Raw genomic sequence first — 17,807 nt, forward strand, 5'->3', positions numbered from 1 at the left:
GGCAAAGATATAGAATTGCCTATTCGGATAAGCAATGAATTGTGAATAGAAAAGAGCGATTGGAAATTGAGCAAAAAGAAAAGGCGAAACTTGCGCCCCGCCTTAAATGTTTTCACAACGGAATAATCCTTATTGTAAATAGCTTCAAAATGTAAGGCAAACTTAGAATTATTTTTTAAAATTTATATTGCGGGTAAAATTTATTTACCCATGACTACAATACTAGGATTAGATTTAGGAACCAACTCCATTGGTTGGGCGCTCATTCAGCAAGATTTTGAAAACAAACAGGGGAAAATTCTTGGAATGGGAAGTCGGATTATTCCGATGAGTACTGATGATAAAGATGAATTTACATCAGGCAATACGATTTCTAAAAATCAGAAACGAACATCCAAACGCACTCAACGAAAAGGTTATGACCGCTATCAGTTAAGGCGAAAATCATTAACAAACCTTTTGCTCAAAAACGAAATGTTCAATGATGCTCTTTTCAAATTACAACCATTGGAATTGTGGGGCTTGCGAGCAAAAGCTGTAAATGAAAAAATTGAGTTAAAAGAACTCGGTCGTGTTTTGTACCATCTTAACCAAAAGCGCGGATACAAAAGCAGTAGAAGCGATGCGAATTTGGATAAAAAAGATACAGAGTATGTAGCCGAAGTGAAAAGCCGCCACCAAGAAATAAAAGAACAAGGCATTACTATCGGACAAAAGTTTTTTGCTGAATTACAGAAAGACCAATACTACCGTGTGAAACAGCAAGTGTTTCCGCGCGAAGCTTACATCGAAGAATTTGAAGCGATTTGCAAGCAACAGCAAAAACATTATCCACAAATAATTACCGATGAATTTATCGCTCAACTGCGCGATGAAATCATCTACTATCAACGCAAATTGAAGTCACAAAAAGGTTTGGTAAACATTTGCGAATTTGAGGGCTTCTCTACTAAAAATAAAGAAGGTAAGGATGCTTTCGTTGGTCCTAAAGTTGCACCCAAAAGCTCGCCACTTTTCCAGATTTGTAAGATTTGGGAAGGCATTAACACCATCTCACTAAAAAACAAATCGGGCGAAACTTTTGAAATTTCAATAGAGCAAAAACAAGAATTGTTTAAACATCTTGACAACCATGAAAAGCTAACTTCAACTGACCTACTTAAGATTTTAAATCTGAAAAAAAATGATGGTTGGTATACAAATAAGCAAATTGAACGAGGCATACAAGGTAATATCACCAAGACACAATTTTTAAAGTACTTGCCACAAGACAATGAGTTACTTACATTCAACTTAACTGTAAAAAACAGCGATAAAGAGACCTATTTGGTAGACCGCAAAACAGGCGATGTAAAGGGAAGTAAGCAACACTTAATAATTGATGCAGATATTGAACAGCAACCGCTTTACCAATTGTGGCACACCATTTATTCGATTGCTGATGTAGAAGAATGTGTGAATGTGCTTATTAAAAAATTCAACCTCGACCGAGAAATAGCTGAAAAATTGGCAAACATAGATTTTACAAAATACGCTTTCGGTAATAAGTCTTCAAAAGCAATACGTAAAATTTTGCCTTACTTAATGCAAGGCGATGTTTACAGTGATGCTTGTTCGTATGCGGGTTACAATCATTCAAACTCGCTTACGAAAGACGAAAATATAAAACGTATTTTGTTAGACAGCATTCCAAATCTTCCGAAAAATAGCTTGCGCCAACCTGTGGTGGAGAAAATTCTCAACCAAATGATAAACGTAGTAAACGCAATTATTGAAAAACACGGAAAACCTGATGAAATTAGAATTGAATTAGCACGCGATCTGAAACAAAATAAAGAAGAACGAAACAAGACTTTCACGGACTTAAATAAGAGAGAACGCGAGAATGAAACTATTAGGAAACGACTTACTGATGAATACAAATTACGTGCGACAAGAAATAACGTAATTAAATGGCGTTTGTTTCATGAAATCAATAATGAAGAAAGCAAATTGAATGCTTTTTGTGTTTATTGTGGAAAACCATTCGGAATTACTGATGCTTTAAGTGGTAACAATGTGGACGTAGAGCATATTATTCCTAAATCATTGTTGTTTGATGATTCGCAAAGCAACAAAACGCTTAGTCACAGAAGTTGTAACGAAGCAAAAGGCAATAAAACGGCTTATGATTTTATGTCGTCAAAAACTAGCGATGAATTAAATACCTATATCGAGCGAGTAGATAACCTTTTCAAAAACAAACTAATCAACAAGGCGAAACGCGATAGGTTATTAATGCCCGAAGCAAAAATTCCAAAAGATTTTATTGACCGCCAGCTACGCGAAACACAATATATAGCCCGAAAATCAAAAGAAATTTTGGAGCAAGTGTGCACAAACGTTTGGAGTACGAGCGGAACAGTAACGGAATACTTGCGCAGATTGTGGGGGTGGGACGATGTGCTAATGAATTTGCAACTGCCCAAATATCGCGAATTAGGACTTATCGAATGGAAAGAATGGGAAACAAATGACGGTCAAAAGCACAAGCAGGAAGTAATCAAAGATTGGAGCAAGCGCGATGATCACCGCCACCACGCAGTTGATGCACTCGTAATTGCATGCACACAACAGGGCTTTATACAGCGCATCAATAATTTAAGTTCACAAGGCAATCGTGATGAAATGTATGCTGAAGTTGGTACCACAAGAAAAGGCTCTCTATTAGAAAACTATATCGTTAAACACCGTCCATTTACAACCAAAGAAGTAGAAAACAAAGCCGCTGAAATTTTAATTTCATTCAAAGCAGGAAAAAAGGTTGCTTCATTCGGCAAACGAAAAATAAAGAAAGACGGTAAAAAACAAGTAGTCCAAACAGGAATTATTGTGCCGCGTGGTGCATTAAGCGAAGAAAGTGTTTATGGAAAAATTAAATCGCTTGACAAAAACAAGCCTCTAAAGTATTTGTTTGAAAATCCTGATTTAATACTAAAAGGTTATATTAAGAAGTTAGTAAAGGAGCGATTAGCAAAACATGAAAACGATTCAAAAAAAGCTATTGCATCATTAAAGAAAGAGACGATATATCTTGATGAAGAGAATAAAAAAGTGCTGGAATATGCCACTTGCTACAAAGAAGAATACGTAATTAAATATCCTCTTGAAACGATTAAGGCGAAAGATGTAGAATATATTGTTGATGAAAAAGTAAAAGCCGTTATAAAAGCTCGTTTAGAACAATTCGGGAACAAGGAAAAAGAAGCGTTTAAAACACCTTTATTTTTAAACGAGGAAAAACAAATTCCAATTAAAACAGTTCGAATCTTTAGAGGACTTTCATCTATTGTTCCGGTAAATAAAGATGGATTGGGTTTTGTAAAACCCGGCAACAATCATCACATTGCTTTCTATGTTGATGAAAATGGAAAGAAAATAGAACACATTTGTACTTTCTGGCACGCAGTGGAACGTAAAAAATATGACCTGCCTGTTATCATCAAAAACCCTAACGAACTTTGGGATAAAATTCTGTTGCTGAAAGATGAATATACACAGGACTTTTTAGACAAACTTCCAAAGCATAATTGGACCTTTGTAGAAAGTTTACAGCAAAATGAAATGTTTGTTTTGGGGTTGAATGAGGAAGAAATACAACATGCTCTTTCAACCAATAATAAACGACTTTTAAATCAGCATTTGTATCGAGTGCAAAAAATATCCTCTAATGAATATGTATTTAGACATCATTTAGAAACCTCTGTTGCCAAAGATGCTAGCAAAGACGTAGAAAAAGCTAAGCAGGATTCAAAACGATACTACAATATTAAGAGTATAGGCTCATTTGAAAAACTAAATCCAAGAAAAGTTAGAGTTAGTAACCTAGGAGAAGTTGTATAAGTATATATAAACTATTTCCAAATAGATTAGGCAATATTTCTAAAGTACAAGACTAATGCACCAACCTAATATTATACTATTCCCAACATTATAGCATACTAACTAAAACTCTTTATTTTTTACTAAAGTTAAAAGCACAGTACCACATTCAAGGGGTTGAACCTTGAATGTGGTAAATAATAAATTTTAGAACCCAATAAAATCATGATAAAACGCACCATTTATTTTGGGAATCCCGTTTATTTGAGTTTACGAAATGCTCAACTTCAAATTCGCTTACCGGAAGTTGAAAACAACGATACCCTGCCGGAATTGTTTAAAAAAAATGCTGTTACTACTATTCCGGTAGAAGATATTGGCATTGTGGTATTGGATCACAAACAAGTAACTATTACCCAAGCCTTAATGGAGGCATTGCTTCAAAATAATGCTGTGGTTATTACTTGCGACAGTACTCACCACCCCACAGGTTTACTAATGCCGTTGAGCGGCAATACCATACAGAGCGAAAGATTTAAGGCACAGTTGGCTGCCAGCGAACCGTTAAAAAAGCAGCTGTGGGCACAAACAGTTTCTCAGAAAATAAAAAATCAATATGCCGTTTTATGCAAGCAAGGTGTTGATGCCAATTATCTTACCACGCTATATAAAAGCGTAAAAAGTGGCGATTCCGATAATTGCGAGGCTTCGGCAGCAGCCTACTATTGGCAACGTGTATTTCCATCTATTCCAAATTTCAAGCGGGCTAGGGAAGGTACACCACCCAACCACTACCTTAATTACGGATATGCAATTTTAAGAGCCACCATGGCAAGAAGCATTGTGGCAGCGGGTTTATTGCCCACACTCGGTATTCATCATAGCAACCGCTATAATGCTTATTGCTTAGCCGATGACCTTATGGAACCTTATCGTCCGTATATTGATGAAATGGTTTGCCACATTGTAAAAACATCTGAAACGGCAGCAGAACTTTCAAAAGAAATGAAGGCCTATTTCTTAAAAGTACCTGCCATAGATGTAATGCTGGATGGCGAAAAGAGTCCTTTAATGAATGCCACACAGCGCACAGCCGTAAGTTTGGTAAAATGCTTTAATGGCGAACAAAGAAAAATGCTTTATCCCGAACTAATATGAAAGTAAATACAGATAGACTAAATGCATATCGCGTTATGTGGACCCTTGTAATGTACGACCTGCCAACCGAAACCAAGAAAGAGCGCAAAGCAGCAGCCACCTTTCGGAAAGAACTGTTGAATGATGGTTTTAGTATGTTTCAATTTAGTATGTATGTAAGGCATAGTGCCAGCTCTGAAAATGCAGAAGTGCATAAGCGCAGAGTAAAAGCAGCACTACCTGAATTAGGTAAGGTAGGTATTTTGCAAATTACCGATAAACAATTTGCACAAATGGAAATTTATTACGGAGCTAAGCCTCAACAATTGCCCCAAGTAGCACAACAATTAGAAATGTTTTGAAATAAAAAAATCCGGGTTTTGCCCGGATTTTCAATTAAAGAACTTCACTTTTTTTATTGGCAAAACAAACTGAAACGGTTGCTGTTGCTTACTTTTTCGACTTATCTGTTGTTACCAATAAGTCAAAGATACATTCTGAAAGCTATTTACAACAATAAACGGTTGCTTCTTGAACTTTTGAAAGTTGTTACCAATAAGTCAAAGATACATTCTGAAAGCTATTTACAACAGATTTTTTACTTCCCGCAGGTTACATTATGTTGTTACCAATAAGTCAAAGATACATTCTGAAAGCTATTTACAACTAGTGTGATTCAATGGTACGAAGCGAAAATGTTGTTACCAATAAGTCAAAGATACATTCTGAAAGCTATTTACAACTCCGTTGTGGAGCACACTCATTAGCCACCTGTTGTTACCAATAAGTCAAAGATACATTCTGAAAGCTATTTACAACAGCGGTAAAATATATCAGTTGAGCAGCGAGGTTGTTACCAATAAGTCAAAGATACATTCTGAAAGCTATTTACAACTTTAACCACCGATGGGGAGTGGAGCGACAGTTGTTACCAATAAGTCAAAGATACATTCTGAAAGCTATTTACAACTATCGCTTTACTACTTTGTATTTGCCGGGAGTTGTTACCAATAAGTCAAAGATACATTCTGAAAGCTATTTACAACCTTACTCATTTGCAAAGCCAAATCCATTTGTTGTTACCAATAAGTCAAAGATACATTCTGAAAGCTATTTACAACAATGTGTTGGTCTGAATATGATTGAAAGCGGTTGTTACCAATAAGTCAAAGATACATTCTGAAAGCTATTTACAACCATAATGAAGTACGACTACTGCGGCAGCACGTTGTTACCAATAAGTCAAAGATACATTCTGAAAGCTATTTACAACTGTAAGACCGAAGATGAAAAAGCCATGATAGTTGTTACCAATAAGTCAAAGATACATTCTGAAAGCTATTTACAACAAAATTATGGTGTAATATATGCCTATTATGTTGTTACCAATAAGTCAAAGATACATTCTGAAAGCTATTTACAACTGCGCAAAAGCGGTTGATGCGCATGAAGTGTTGTTACCAATAAGTCAAAGATACATTCTGAAAGCTATTTACAACCGCTAACACCTTGCGCCATCAAAGCAGAACGTTGTTACCAATAAGTCAAAGATACATTCTGAAAGCTATTTACAACAAAATCAATGCTATCGCCATTTTGCATAGGTTGTTACCAATAAGTCAAAGATACATTCTGAAAGCTATTTACAACTAAATAAAAACTATTTTCATTTTAAAAAGGTTGTTACCAATAAGTCAAAGATACATTCTGAAAGCTATTTACAACAAAATCTAATTTTCGATATTCCCGAACCAAGTTGTTACCAATAAGTCAAAGATACATTCTGAAAGCTATTTACAACCCATCGCGCGAGGCTTGCAATATAGGTTCTGTTGTTACCAATAAGTCAAAGATACATTCTGAAAGCTATTTACAACTAGCCGTATAGTTGTCCTGCCTGTTTTGCGTTGTTACCAATAAGTCAAAGATACATTCTGAAAGCTATTTACAACAACATGAAGAGTTTTTTCATTTACAATGTTGTTGTTACCAATAAGTCAAAGATACATTCTGAAAGCTATTTACAACTGAGCCGGAAAGTTTATGCTCTGCCATTATGTTGTTACCAATAAGTCAAAGATACATTCTGAAAGCTATTTACAACAACCACCAACATGAGTACGTAGTGAGCGGAGTTGTTACCAATAAGTCAAAGATACATTCTGAAAGCTATTTACAACAGCGAAAGCAGCCGCGACCTTACCTTTACAGTTGTTACCAATAAGTCAAAGATACATTCTGAAAGCTATTTACAACTATGAGAATATACTCTTTAAAAGAAGGGTTGTTGTTACCAATAAGTCAAAGATACATTCTGAAAGCTATTTACAACTTAAAGGAGATGGCGAAATAGATATTCAAGTTGTTACCAATAAGTCAAAGATACATTCTGAAAGCTATTTACAACATTTTCCCCATGAATGGCAAAACCAAAATTGTTGTTACCAATAAGTCAAAGATACATTCTGAAAGCTATTTACAACATTCTCTAATTTGTTTAGAGGATACTCCAAGTTGTTACCAATAAGTCAAAGATACATTCTGAAAGCTATTTACAACCAGCTTACAATTACCTTGAAACATTCACAAGTTGTTACCAATAAGTCAAAGATACATTCTGAAAGCTATTTACAACAGATTTGTTAAACGAATAAAATTAAAATCAGTTGTTACCAATAAGTCAAAGATACATTCTGAAAGCTATTTACAACTACACGTTTTTGAAATATCTATTTGAGTAGTTGTTACCAATAAGTCAAAGATACATTCTGAAAGCTATTTACAACGCAGCATGCAGCATTTTGACTAAAAAATAAGTTGTTACCAATAAGTCAAAGATACATTCTGAAAGCTATTTACAACGGAACGCTGCAATGGCTGCAAACATTGCGGTTGTTACCAATAAGTCAAAGATACATTCTGAAAGCTATTTACAACTGTCGCTTGCGGATTGGTCTGCACCTTCTAGTTGTTACCAATAAGTCAAAGATACATTCTGAAAGCTATTTACAACTATTAAGGCCAACAAGATTATTTACAGCCAGTTGTTACCAATAAGTCAAAGATACATTCTGAAAGCTATTTACAACCCAAAGCAGCAGTATGTGCAGCAAATACGGTTGTTACCAATAAGTCAAAGATACATTCTGAAAGCTATTTACAACCAAACTCTTGGGCTAAATTTATCGCCAACTGTTGTTACCAATAAGTCAAAGATACATTCTGAAAGCTATTTACAACTTTTTCTTTGCACTTCCACTTTCAAAATCTGTTGTTACCAATAAGTCAAAGATACATTCTGAAAGCTATTTACAACTTAAAGCATCCGTTTCTTTTTTCTCGAAATGTTGTTACCAATAAGTCAAAGATACATTCTGAAAGCTATTTACAACTAATCGCTCGTGAATGCACAAGTAACGCACGTTGTTACCAATAAGTCAAAGATACATTCTGAAAGCTATTTACAACCAATAACAGGAAACGTATTGGCGATGGACGGGGCGTTTTGGCACTACACTTCTATTGAAGAAACGAATTTGAACCTGCCATAAAACTATTCAAACGAAGCACTTCATCCGCCATATTGCCAAACCGATGTTATGTGTAGCTAGTATTAATCGTTCAACCTGTTTTCAATATCCATTTGTTGATGTAAAACTCTGATAATCTCAATTAGGTTCTCTTTTTATTGATTTTGTAGAAAATAAAATGCGATTTCACATTTGAGCGTAAATAACCTTTTCTAACGTGAGAATAATCTTTTCCAGTGTCAGGATTTTCGGCTAAGTATTCGATTTCGTCAAGTATAAGATTGTGAAATCTGTCAGCTTGTTCTACAGACCAAGTTTCAAAGGTGTAAAGCCAAATATTTTTGAGGTCATTTTGGGCTTCATTACTTATTTTGAACATCATCATTTTGTGATGTGTTTTTGATGAAGCGTTTTCAGTAAGTTATTTCTATTAAAGTCTTTTACAAAACCAGATTTTTCTCCTTTTTTGAGTTCATTAATAAGTTCTGTTTTCTTAGTTTCTTCATATTCAAACATTCTCAATGCAGCTCTTACAACCTCACTTGCAGATGAAAATTTTCCGGATTGAACTTGTTGATTTATGAAAGCATCAAAATAATCTCCTAATAGTATTGAAGTATTTTTTGCCATAACTTTATGGTTTTGTCAAAAAAACCAAATGTTGGTATTTTGTGCAAACTTTTTAAGTTGATTTTAAGGAGGAAGAGGAGTTTCTTTTTAAAAGTAGCGTTTAAAACTGGTTACACATAACACGGAAATATGCGAAATCGTTGTTACCAATAAGTGAAAGATACATTTTGAAAGCTATTTACAACGCTATGATGTCTCTACACAAAGACTCAACTAGTCTACACTATTTTAGAAATTTTGCAAGAGAGTATTGGCTCTTATCACTGGTAATAATAACCTTACTGCACAATTAAACAAAAAACCACCTCCTAAGAGGTGGTTCGGAATAACTTTTTAAAAGAATTTAAAGTCGAACGAATTTTTTGGTAGCAATAGAGTTTCCTTTCTTAATAGTAAGAAAATAAAACCCCTTCGGAATATCTCCGATATTTAACTCGTTTGAGTAATAATAACCAACCGTTCTTCCATGACAATCTGTAATTGTTACTTGGGTAAATGCATCTACAAGTACTCCTTTAATAAAAAGGTTTCCACTTGTTGGATTTGGGTACAAAGTAATTTTGCTCAACGAATTAGATTCTTCTATACTATTTAAATGATTAAACTTAAGTTCCTTTGGGTTTGAAATAAATCTGCTGAGCGGGCCTTGGTTATTCGGAATAGTGTCTGATGAATCAAATTGGCCAGATATGTATAAGGAAAGACCTTCAAAAGGGATGTCGTTTTTAGAAATAACAAGGGGCATGCTTGCTAGCTTGTTACCCAACCACCAATACCATGTTCCTTGTTTGGGTAAATTCAAAGAGGTAATTACAAGCGAATCTTTTAATTTTGATTCTTTAATGTCAAAGTCAAACTCTGGCTTACTGAATTTTTCACCTGTTGCATTTACTTGATAAGCAACAGGTCTAGCCCCTGAACGAACCGTACCCCATTCCCATGCTCCAATTTGATTATGTGAGTGAAAATCAAAAAAACTAACCGGGCTATTTTTAATAATCCCAGGTATTGCATTTTGTGATGGTCCTGCAGAGCTATTAACTATAACAAATGTGTCATCGTCCATTGTCCACATATCAGTATTTGACATTGAGCCTGTTGGTAAGCCTGGAAAAATTTTTATCTTAGAAAGTGCCCATCCTACAATTGAGTCGTAAGTTAATTGTGCGTAGTGTGCATTAGAGTGGCCACCAGAGTTTACTTCGCATGAACGATTATCAAATTGACTAATTATCCAACTGTTTTGACCAAAACCCTCTGCTTCAAATTGGAAGTCATGACCTGCGTCACGATCAAATCCAAACGCACTGCTGTTTATAAGTTGAACAAGTTGAGTATCAATCAAAAAAGGCTCTGGTGCGTTTGGATAAAATCTCCACGCACTTAAAGGCCAAGAAATAGGCCATTTTGCTAAATTGCGGGAACTCCGTAATACAAGATAACAGTTCAACGGCTCAATCCATGTCATAAAAATACTATTAACATGATCAGCATCTATTAGTTGACTAGGTAGAGCATTTGCCACACTACAACTATCCCATTTCATGGGCGGAAAATTATTCGGTGGATGGATAGTGTATTGTTGTTGTGAATTATTATTTATAATTAATGGTGGTTGATAAGTAGCCACACTGTCAGCAAACCACCCAAAAAGCACCGAAAAACTATCACAAACCATTCCATCATGCGAATCAGATGCTGGGTAGGTAGCCTTAAATCTTCCTAGAGAGTCATACTGGTTTAGCTGATTAAAATTGTTTACCGCATTTATATCATCAACTGACCAAAAATGACCTTTTTGATACCATGTTTTACCTAAATTAAATCCACAACAAAACCCTTGTCGTCCATACCCAGGAAATTCAATCCTACGCAAGAAAAATCGTTGTTCTTTACCTTTAAGATTAACACCATCGCCTCCCTTATTAATAGAATAGTGTTGATTTGAGCGACTAAAACTTGTATCCCAGTTTATAATACCAGGGCAATCTATTGAAGCAGAAACACTACCCACTAATTTTTTAACAACCTTCAGTTCTATATTAGGTAAATGATACAAATATTTATTATGAAGAGTATCATCAAGCCCCAAAAGGTAAGGCTCTCTTAAATAATTTAGGTTCTGCAAGGGTAGTAAATCATCGAAATATACATAAACACATCCGTTTGGTTCGCAGAATTTATGACTATTTTCAATGGAGTTAAGCTCTGTTATGGAAACATTTAAGGTTCCCAATATTGCGCTTGTTTCTGAAAAGAAATAGTTTACACCAAACAAAAACATGGCCGAAATAGCAGAGTCACCCAAAACAACATCTCCACCAGATGGTCCATAATCAGGAGATCCATACGAACAAACAAGAACACTCTCATCTGAATCATATCTCAGCATTAAAACAACAAAAGTGTCGTTATTATTTTGATAGTCTATACTTAATACTGAATCAATTGGTATAACAGGTTGCCAATTTGTTGAATTATTCGTCTTTAGGTACCAAATAGTATCATTTGCAATAGCAATAAACTTTGAATTTGAACCTGTAACAAGTACCGTATCGCCCGAGTAGGGAAGCTGAATACCTCCTTGAGAAGTACTTACAACATTTCCCACAACAGTAGGCTGTGTGCTTTTTGAAGCATTTAAAATTGTAAGCATTTGTGATTCGTTGGTAGCATTAATCGTCCCGATCACCTTTTCATTTTGATAAATAGTGTACGAATTTGGATATTTCACCGCATAAAAAAAATCACGACCATGGGCAGTTATCATGCCCATGATCATCACTGCCATAAAAAGGAATTTGTTTTTCATTTTTTATTTATAATATAGGAATTATGATACGCTTTGCGCTGGGAAAAGCGATGATAATAAATCATTTTCTTTTTCATAGCTTCTACCAATTTACGCTTTGCTTCATGCTCTTCTATCGCAGCTTGTTCTATTGCGCGAATCATTCTCATCATTCTTAATTTTTCTGAAGCTTGATTTATTTTTGATTTCGCGTTATCGATACTTGATTTCCCTTTTTCAACGGTAGCATTGAATTTATTTTTCAATGATTCTTTGGTGTGGTTTATTGCATCTTTTGCCATTTCAGGAGTGGCAAGTGTATGTTCAACCACAGTTTCCACCTTTGCTTTTGTCCAGTTTTTTGCTTTCTCCATCCAAGATTTCATTGATTTTTTCTTGGTATTGATTTTTTCTTTAATTGCCTTTCTTCGTTCTGCACCAATTTCTTTATAAGTTTTTCTTTTCTTGTGTTTCGACCTGTTGATAGAAAATGAATAAAATATTCTACTTTTGAATTGTACTAAAAATGGGAAGCCTTCAGGAATACTGCAAGCAAAAAACAGTTGTCTTTGGTTGCATAAGTTCGTATCTTTGTTGGCAACAATGAAATTCTACGATAAATATCCACAACTAAAAGAAAAAGGTTACTTGACTCAAGTGCTCACTAAAACTGTGTTCTCAACAATGTTGTTGGAGAACCAGCAAGTGTCAATGTCGAAAGTTGAACAGATTGTTTTGTCATTATTGAAGGAGCAAGAATTAAAAGGCGGTCAATTCTTTTCTAATCAAGGTCATTAAAGGCTCAAAATTTCCATTGTCAGCCAATTTCATCGCATCAATATAAATTTTTCTACTATCACCTTCTCTGTAATAGAATTCAAGTGGTTTGTATCCAAACTTGAGAGCAACAATGTTCATCAAAATCCGTCCCGTTCTGCCGTTGCCATTATTGAATGGATGTATGCGGATAAATTCATAGTGGGCAAAAGCTAAGCAACCAATGTGGTCTTGAAGTGTTTCTGAGTTTCGAATTTTAAAATTTAGGTTGTCAATGAACTGATACATTAGTTGCAATACTTTCGATGGTTCAGGAGGTGTTAGTTGTCCAACCGTTACAGTTGTTGTTCGCCAAGAGCCAGCCCAGTCATAAAGTTCTGAGAATGCAATTCTGTAAATTTCTAAAAGAAGTTGTGTTGAAATTTCTATTTCACTATCCAACTCAAACATAAAAAGTTCAGCCGCAGCAATTCCTTTGGCTTCATACTCATTGATAAGATTTTTATCAGTAAGTTCGAGTTTATTCTCATCAGGCGATGGTGTCCAGTTGGTGTTATTGTCCATTTTCTCAAAGGTATATTTTTTATTGTTTGCAGCGGCTACCAAGCACTACTGCTAAATCGCCCAATATGCAAAATCGTTGTTACCAATAAGTGAAAGATACATTCTGAAAGCTATTTACAACTTTGAGTTATCGGAAAAATCTATTTTTAAGTTTTTAAGGAAATAGCTATTGTAGCATCAAGGTGTTGTTTAAAAAGTACTTACTTAGAATTGGAGTGCTGGGAGTAGTGTTGGCAATAGCTTTTTTGCTGCTGCATTTTCTTTTCCCTTTAAACTATACGCCCACATATTCTACGTTGGTGTACGATTCGCAAGGGAAAATAATACATGCCTTCCTTTCACCCGATGATAAATGGCGCTTCAAGACAGAGCGGCACGAAATTTCTCCGGAACTTAAAAAGGTGTTCTTAAACAAGGAAGATAAATGGTTTTATTACCACCCGGGCATAAATCCGTTTTCGATTGTAAGAGCCATTTCAAACAATATATTTAAAGGGAAAAGAACATCGGGCGCTTCTACCATTACCATGCAAGTTGCACGTATGCTGGAACCCAAAGAGCGCACGTATATAAGTAAGCTAGTGGAAGTGTTTAGAGCCTTGCAACTAGAATTGAAATTTACTAAAGATGAACTGTTTGAAATCTATATAAATAAAGTTCCTTACGGTGGAAACATAGAAGGCGTGAAGGCTGCGGCTCTTATTTTTTTTAATAAACATCCTGCTTATTTAAGTGTGGGTGAATTAACCACGCTAAGTGTAGTACCCAACCGCCCTTCGAGTTTAAGGTTAGGAAAGAATAATAGTGCGGTAGAAGCAGTGCGCAACCAATGGCTGCGAAAATTTGAGGAGGAGGGTGTTTTTTTAAGTAGTGAAATAAGCGATGCATTGCAAGAGCATGTAAATGCACAAAGGAGATTATTGCCACGTTTTGCCCCACATTTTTCATACAGAATAAAATCTTTAGGAGGTAATATTTTTACCACTATAGATTTAGAAAAGCAGCGCAAATGCGAGCAAATAGTTCAAACGTATGTAAACGGGCTGCGCAGTAGAGGCATACAAAATGCTGCTGTAATGGTAATTGAAAATGGCAGTGGCAATGTAATTTCGTATGTAGGCTCTGCCGATTTTTACCACGCTGCCGATGCGGGGCAGGTAGATGGCGCAAAAGCTGTACGACAACCCGGCAGCACACTCAAGCCTTTATTGTATGGCTTGTGCTTTGATGCAGGTATTTACACGCCCAAAACAATGGTGGCAGATGTGCCTTGCAATTTCGATGGATATGTGCCGGAAAATTACGACAGCAAGTTTAGAGGCGAGGTTACGGTGGAGTATGCACTTGAAAATTCACTTAATATTCCTGCCGTAAAGGCATTGGAAGCGCTGGGGAAAGAAAATATGCTAACGGCATTAAAGCGGTGTGGTTTCAGCAGTGTTTCAAAACACGAAAAGAGGCTGGGGCTTTCGCTTATTTTAGGAGGCTGCGGTGTTACTTTAGAAGAAATGAGCAACCTCTATAGATGCATTGCCAATAAAGGCATTTACTCACCCATTCATTATTTAAAGGGAGTGAAGAAAGCTGCTACAGGCGATACGATACTTTCTGCTACTGCATCTTTTATGCTCTGCGAAATACTTTCTAAAGTAGCACGCCCGGATTTGCCTGTAAATTGGGAAGGCAGCAAAACATTGCCACGCATTGCATGGAAAACAGGCACCAGTTACGGCAGAAAAGACGCATGGAGCATAGGTTTTAATAAGAATTATACCATTGGGGTTTGGGTAGGAAATTTTAGTAATGTTGGCGTGCCGGATTTAAACGGTGCAGCCATTGCCACACCTTTGTTGTTTCAACTTTTTAATACCATAGACTATAATTCGCCCAACGAATGGTATGCCATGCCGCGTGAGTGCGGAGTAAGAACCGTTTGCAGCCATTCGGGTTTAGAACCCAATAGCTTTTGCCGCAATTTGGTGAGCGATTATTTTATTCCGCTGGTATCGAGCAATAAACGTTGCGAGCATTTGAAGGAAATAGCCACCGATGCCAAGATGCAAATTTCATATTGTGCAGAATGCCTGCCAACTGCGGGCTACAAACGGTTGCTGTTCGAGAATTATTCGCCCGAAATTATTCGTTGGTTCGATGAAAACCATGTGAACATAAAAAGAATACCGCCACACAATCCTTTATGCAGCAGGATATTTAAAGGCAATGAACCTACCATTATTTCGCCCGTAAACGGTAGTGAGTATTATATCGAAAAAGGGCAGCCGCCCTCTATACAATTGAGTTGCGAAACAGCTGGCGATGTGGAATATGTTTTTTGGTGGGTAAACAATAAATTGGTTAGCAAGGTTAAAGCAGGGGAGAAGTATTTTTGTCTGCTGCCGGAGGGCGATGTAAAAATTTCGTGCACAGACGATAAAGGCCGCAATACCGATTGCAGGGTAAAAGTGCGGCAGGTAGATTGGTAGAATTACATTTGGTAATGCGGGTTCATAGCTGCCGTTTGTTGGTAAACTGTTGAAAAGGTGTGAGTGGAGTGTTAATTCTCAACAATGATTCCACATGCCGCTGCCGAGCATTAAAAATTCCACTCAAAATTTATTCTTTGCGCCCTCAAATGAAGATAGCTGCGCTTATTTTTGAATTGCTACAAACCCATGATTGTGTAATTATGCCGGGTTTGGGTGGCTTTTTGGCGCAAAACAAGAGTGCATCGTTGCAGGATAACAATTTGCTGCTGCCTCCTGCCAGAATACTTTCTTTTAATGCCAGATTGAATGGCAACGATGGATTGCTGGTGCATTCGTTGGCAAACAGCAGCGGCATTGCATTTGCCGAGGCGCAACAGCAGGTAGAGAAATTTGTGCAAACTGCCATTGCATTATTGCAGCAAAACGAGGCGGTACATTTCGATAAAGTGGGTTCTTTAAACTTTGATACCGAAGGGAATCTGCAATTTGTGCAACACCAAGAGCAAGAATTGTTTGCTGCATTTTTTGGATTAAAGTCTATAACTGCACTTCCGGTAGAAAGAGAAAAAATTGAGACTCCTATAATTACCGTAGAGCCTAAAAAGGTTGGCAAAGTAGTTTCGTTTAAGAAAGCAAGACAGCGTAAGCGCTTTAATACATTTGTGAAATATGCTGCGGCCGCAGTGGTGGTGCTTGCATTAACCATTTCCGGCATTATTGGCTTTTTAGATAATAGCAATACCAATGTAGAGCATACAGCATCGTTGGTTCCGGCTATGGATAGTTCGCACGATGATTTAAACCAAGATAGTGGTTCGGTTGCTTCTGCAGAAGTTACAGAGATGTTGCCCACAATACAAGAGCCTGCCGAAACCATAGCAGCACCGGTGGATGAGGTAGCTGCCAATAATGAGGTGGACGAGGCAAATGAAACTCAGGAATTAAAACATGGTTACTATGTAATTGTGGGTGCTTTCTCTAAGCAGGAAAATGCACATGCACTATACACACAACTGCAACATGAACTGGGTAGTGCAACTCCTGTTATTAAATTCGATAGAAACGGTTTAACCGCTGTTGGCTTCTATTCAGCAGAGAATGTAACAGATGCAGCCACTGTGTTGGCACGTGCAAAGCAAAAAGACAGTGCCGTTTGGTTACTTAAAATGTAGGTTTGCCTTTTTGAAAATTTTGTATTTTCTTTATTGAATGAAAGGTCTTTTCCCCATACTCTTTACTGCAATTACCTTTTTTTCGGTAAGGGCACAGCAACCTAATTTTCAAGTATATCCTAATCCTTTTTCGCAAACACTTACCAGCCATTGGGTATTGGATAGTGCTGAAGTAGTGTCTGTTTCTGTTTTTGACATAGTAGGCAGGCAGGTAGCAATTATATTGCCGGATACATTACTTGCCGGAGGCAACTGCTCCATTACTTCAAATTTGAATTACTTAAACCACGGTGTCTATTTTGTGAAATTGGCTATGGGCGACAGTGTGTTTTTAAAAAAGGTAAGCAAGGTTGATAATGCAGTATTTACCTGCCCTTTTAGTTCCAATACTTTAGGCGATACCATTCATCTACATTTTGAAATAATAGATTCTTTAGGCGATAGAGTTACGTATAAGCTATTGAACCGATGGGGGATGGCTGAAATTGAAATAGATACCATACTCCCACAGGGTAGCTACGATTGGGCATTCGCGGTAAGTGCACAAACACCGAGTAGCTATGTGCAGTATTTTATGCAAGATTCTTCTAGTTGTAAGGGTGTAGTGGTTGTGGGTAACAGTACAGCGAGTGTGGCTTCTTTCTTAAATCGTGCCGATATTGCCATACAAAGAAATGGGAGCGAAGTGATACTACAGTCTGATGTATTGCTCACGCTTAATGTAATTGATTGTATTGGGCAACGGATTGTAACAACACAAAGCAATAAACCGTTTTACTTACCCAAGGGTTTATACTTTTTTGTGCTTACCGATGCTGCATCACTACCATACACCATAAAATATTGGCAGAAAAATTAG

Annotated in this window: 11 protein-coding genes and 1 CRISPR repeat array; of the genes, 6 read left to right on the top strand and 5 right to left on the bottom strand. The window is 36.6% G+C overall.

Annotated features, from left to right (window positions below):
* Nucleotides 1-210: 210 nt before the first annotated feature.
* The 3 genes from cas9 to cas2 all read left to right on the top strand — a co-directional run bounded on the left by cas9 (nt 211) and on the right by cas2 (nt 5,360).
* Complete coding sequence (gene cas9, locus KF872_03505) at nt 211-3,882, top strand: type II CRISPR RNA-guided endonuclease Cas9 (protein ID MBX2902599.1); 3,672 nt, start codon at nt 211-213, stop codon at nt 3,880-3,882.
* A 204-nt stretch (nt 3,883-4,086) separates the two neighbouring features.
* The gene (gene cas1, locus KF872_03510) at nt 4,087-5,019 is read left to right on the top strand and encodes a type II CRISPR-associated endonuclease Cas1 (protein MBX2902600.1); all 933 of its coding nucleotides are present in this window, start codon (nt 4,087-4,089) and stop codon (nt 5,017-5,019) included.
* Nucleotides 5,020-5,054: 35 nt separating this feature from the next.
* Nucleotides 5,055-5,360: a CRISPR-associated endonuclease Cas2 gene (gene cas2 / locus KF872_03515; protein ID MBX2902601.1), complete on the top strand. Its 306-nt coding sequence runs from the start codon at nt 5,055-5,057 to the stop codon at nt 5,358-5,360.
* A gap of 487 nt (nt 5,361-5,847) precedes the next feature.
* Nucleotides 5,848-8,466: a CRISPR direct-repeat array (repeat unit 46 nt; unit sequence GTTGTTACCAATAAGTCAAAGATACATTCTGAAAGCTATTTACAAC).
* 204 nt (nt 8,467-8,670) lie between these two features.
* Here cas2 and KF872_03520 read toward each other — a convergent pair.
* The 5 genes from KF872_03520 to KF872_03540 form a co-directional block, all read right to left on the bottom strand.
* Nucleotides 8,671-8,913 (bottom strand): type II toxin-antitoxin system RelE/ParE family toxin, encoded by a 243-nt coding sequence (locus tag KF872_03520; GenBank protein ID MBX2902602.1) that lies wholly within the window; start codon nt 8,911-8,913, stop codon nt 8,671-8,673.
* Nucleotides 8,910-9,158: a type II toxin-antitoxin system ParD family antitoxin gene (locus KF872_03525; protein MBX2902603.1), complete on the bottom strand. Its 249-nt coding sequence runs from the start codon at nt 9,156-9,158 to the stop codon at nt 8,910-8,912. Before KF872_03525 ends, KF872_03520 begins: the two co-directional genes overlap by 4 nt.
* A gap of 343 nt (nt 9,159-9,501) precedes the next feature.
* Nucleotides 9,502-11,970, bottom strand: coding sequence for a T9SS type A sorting domain-containing protein (locus KF872_03530; protein MBX2902604.1), 2,469 nt, complete (start codon nt 11,968-11,970; stop codon nt 9,502-9,504).
* The gene (locus tag KF872_03535) at nt 11,967-12,335 is read right to left on the bottom strand and encodes a hypothetical protein (GenBank protein ID MBX2902605.1); all 369 of its coding nucleotides are present in this window, start codon (nt 12,333-12,335) and stop codon (nt 11,967-11,969) included. The genes KF872_03530 and KF872_03535 overlap by 4 nt, the downstream gene beginning before the upstream one ends.
* A gap of 373 nt (nt 12,336-12,708) precedes the next feature.
* A complete protein-coding gene (locus tag KF872_03540) occupies nt 12,709-13,332 on the bottom strand; it encodes a Fic family protein (protein MBX2902606.1) in 624 nt (207 codons plus the stop codon).
* 140 nt (nt 13,333-13,472) lie between these two features.
* On the opposite strand from KF872_03540, the gene pbpC reads away from it, so the two are divergent.
* The 3 genes from pbpC to KF872_03555 all read left to right on the top strand — a co-directional run bounded on the left by pbpC (nt 13,473) and on the right by KF872_03555 (nt 17,807).
* The gene (gene pbpC / locus KF872_03545; GenBank protein MBX2902607.1) at nt 13,473-15,773 is read left to right on the top strand and encodes a penicillin-binding protein 1C; all 2,301 of its coding nucleotides are present in this window, start codon (nt 13,473-13,475) and stop codon (nt 15,771-15,773) included.
* Between the two features lie 149 nt (nt 15,774-15,922).
* On the top strand, nt 15,923-16,948 hold the full coding sequence (locus tag KF872_03550; GenBank protein MBX2902608.1) for an SPOR domain-containing protein: 1,026 nt from the start codon (nt 15,923-15,925) through the stop codon (nt 16,946-16,948).
* A 37-nt stretch (nt 16,949-16,985) separates the two neighbouring features.
* Nucleotides 16,986-17,807, top strand: coding sequence for a T9SS type A sorting domain-containing protein (locus KF872_03555; protein ID MBX2902609.1), 822 nt, complete (start codon nt 16,986-16,988; stop codon nt 17,805-17,807).

This window comes from Chitinophagales bacterium, from assembly GCA_019638515.1.
Lineage (GTDB): Bacteria > Bacteroidota > Bacteroidia > Chitinophagales > LD1 > UBA7692.

What these genes read in the sequence shown, in the direction of transcription:
- cas9 (MBX2902599.1), top strand. Translation starts at nt 211, where the DNA reads ATGACTACAATACTAGGATTAGATTTAGGAACCAACTCCATTGGTTGG.
- cas1 (MBX2902600.1), top strand. Translation starts at nt 4,087, where the DNA reads ATGATAAAACGCACCATTTATTTTGGGAATCCCGTTTATTTGAGTTTA.
- cas2 (MBX2902601.1), top strand. Translation starts at nt 5,055, where the DNA reads ATGTGGACCCTTGTAATGTACGACCTGCCAACCGAAACCAAGAAAGAG.
- KF872_03520 (MBX2902602.1), bottom strand. Translation starts at nt 8,913, where the DNA reads ATGATGATGTTCAAAATAAGTAATGAAGCCCAAAATGACCTCAAAAAT.
- KF872_03525 (MBX2902603.1), bottom strand. Translation starts at nt 9,158, where the DNA reads ATGGCAAAAAATACTTCAATACTATTAGGAGATTATTTTGATGCTTTC.
- KF872_03530 (MBX2902604.1), bottom strand. Translation starts at nt 11,970, where the DNA reads ATGAAAAACAAATTCCTTTTTATGGCAGTGATGATCATGGGCATGATA.
- KF872_03535 (MBX2902605.1), bottom strand. Translation starts at nt 12,335, where the DNA reads ATGAAATCTTGGATGGAGAAAGCAAAAAACTGGACAAAAGCAAAGGTG.
- KF872_03550 (MBX2902608.1), top strand. Translation starts at nt 15,923, where the DNA reads ATGAAGATAGCTGCGCTTATTTTTGAATTGCTACAAACCCATGATTGT.
- KF872_03555 (MBX2902609.1), top strand. Translation starts at nt 16,986, where the DNA reads ATGAAAGGTCTTTTCCCCATACTCTTTACTGCAATTACCTTTTTTTCG.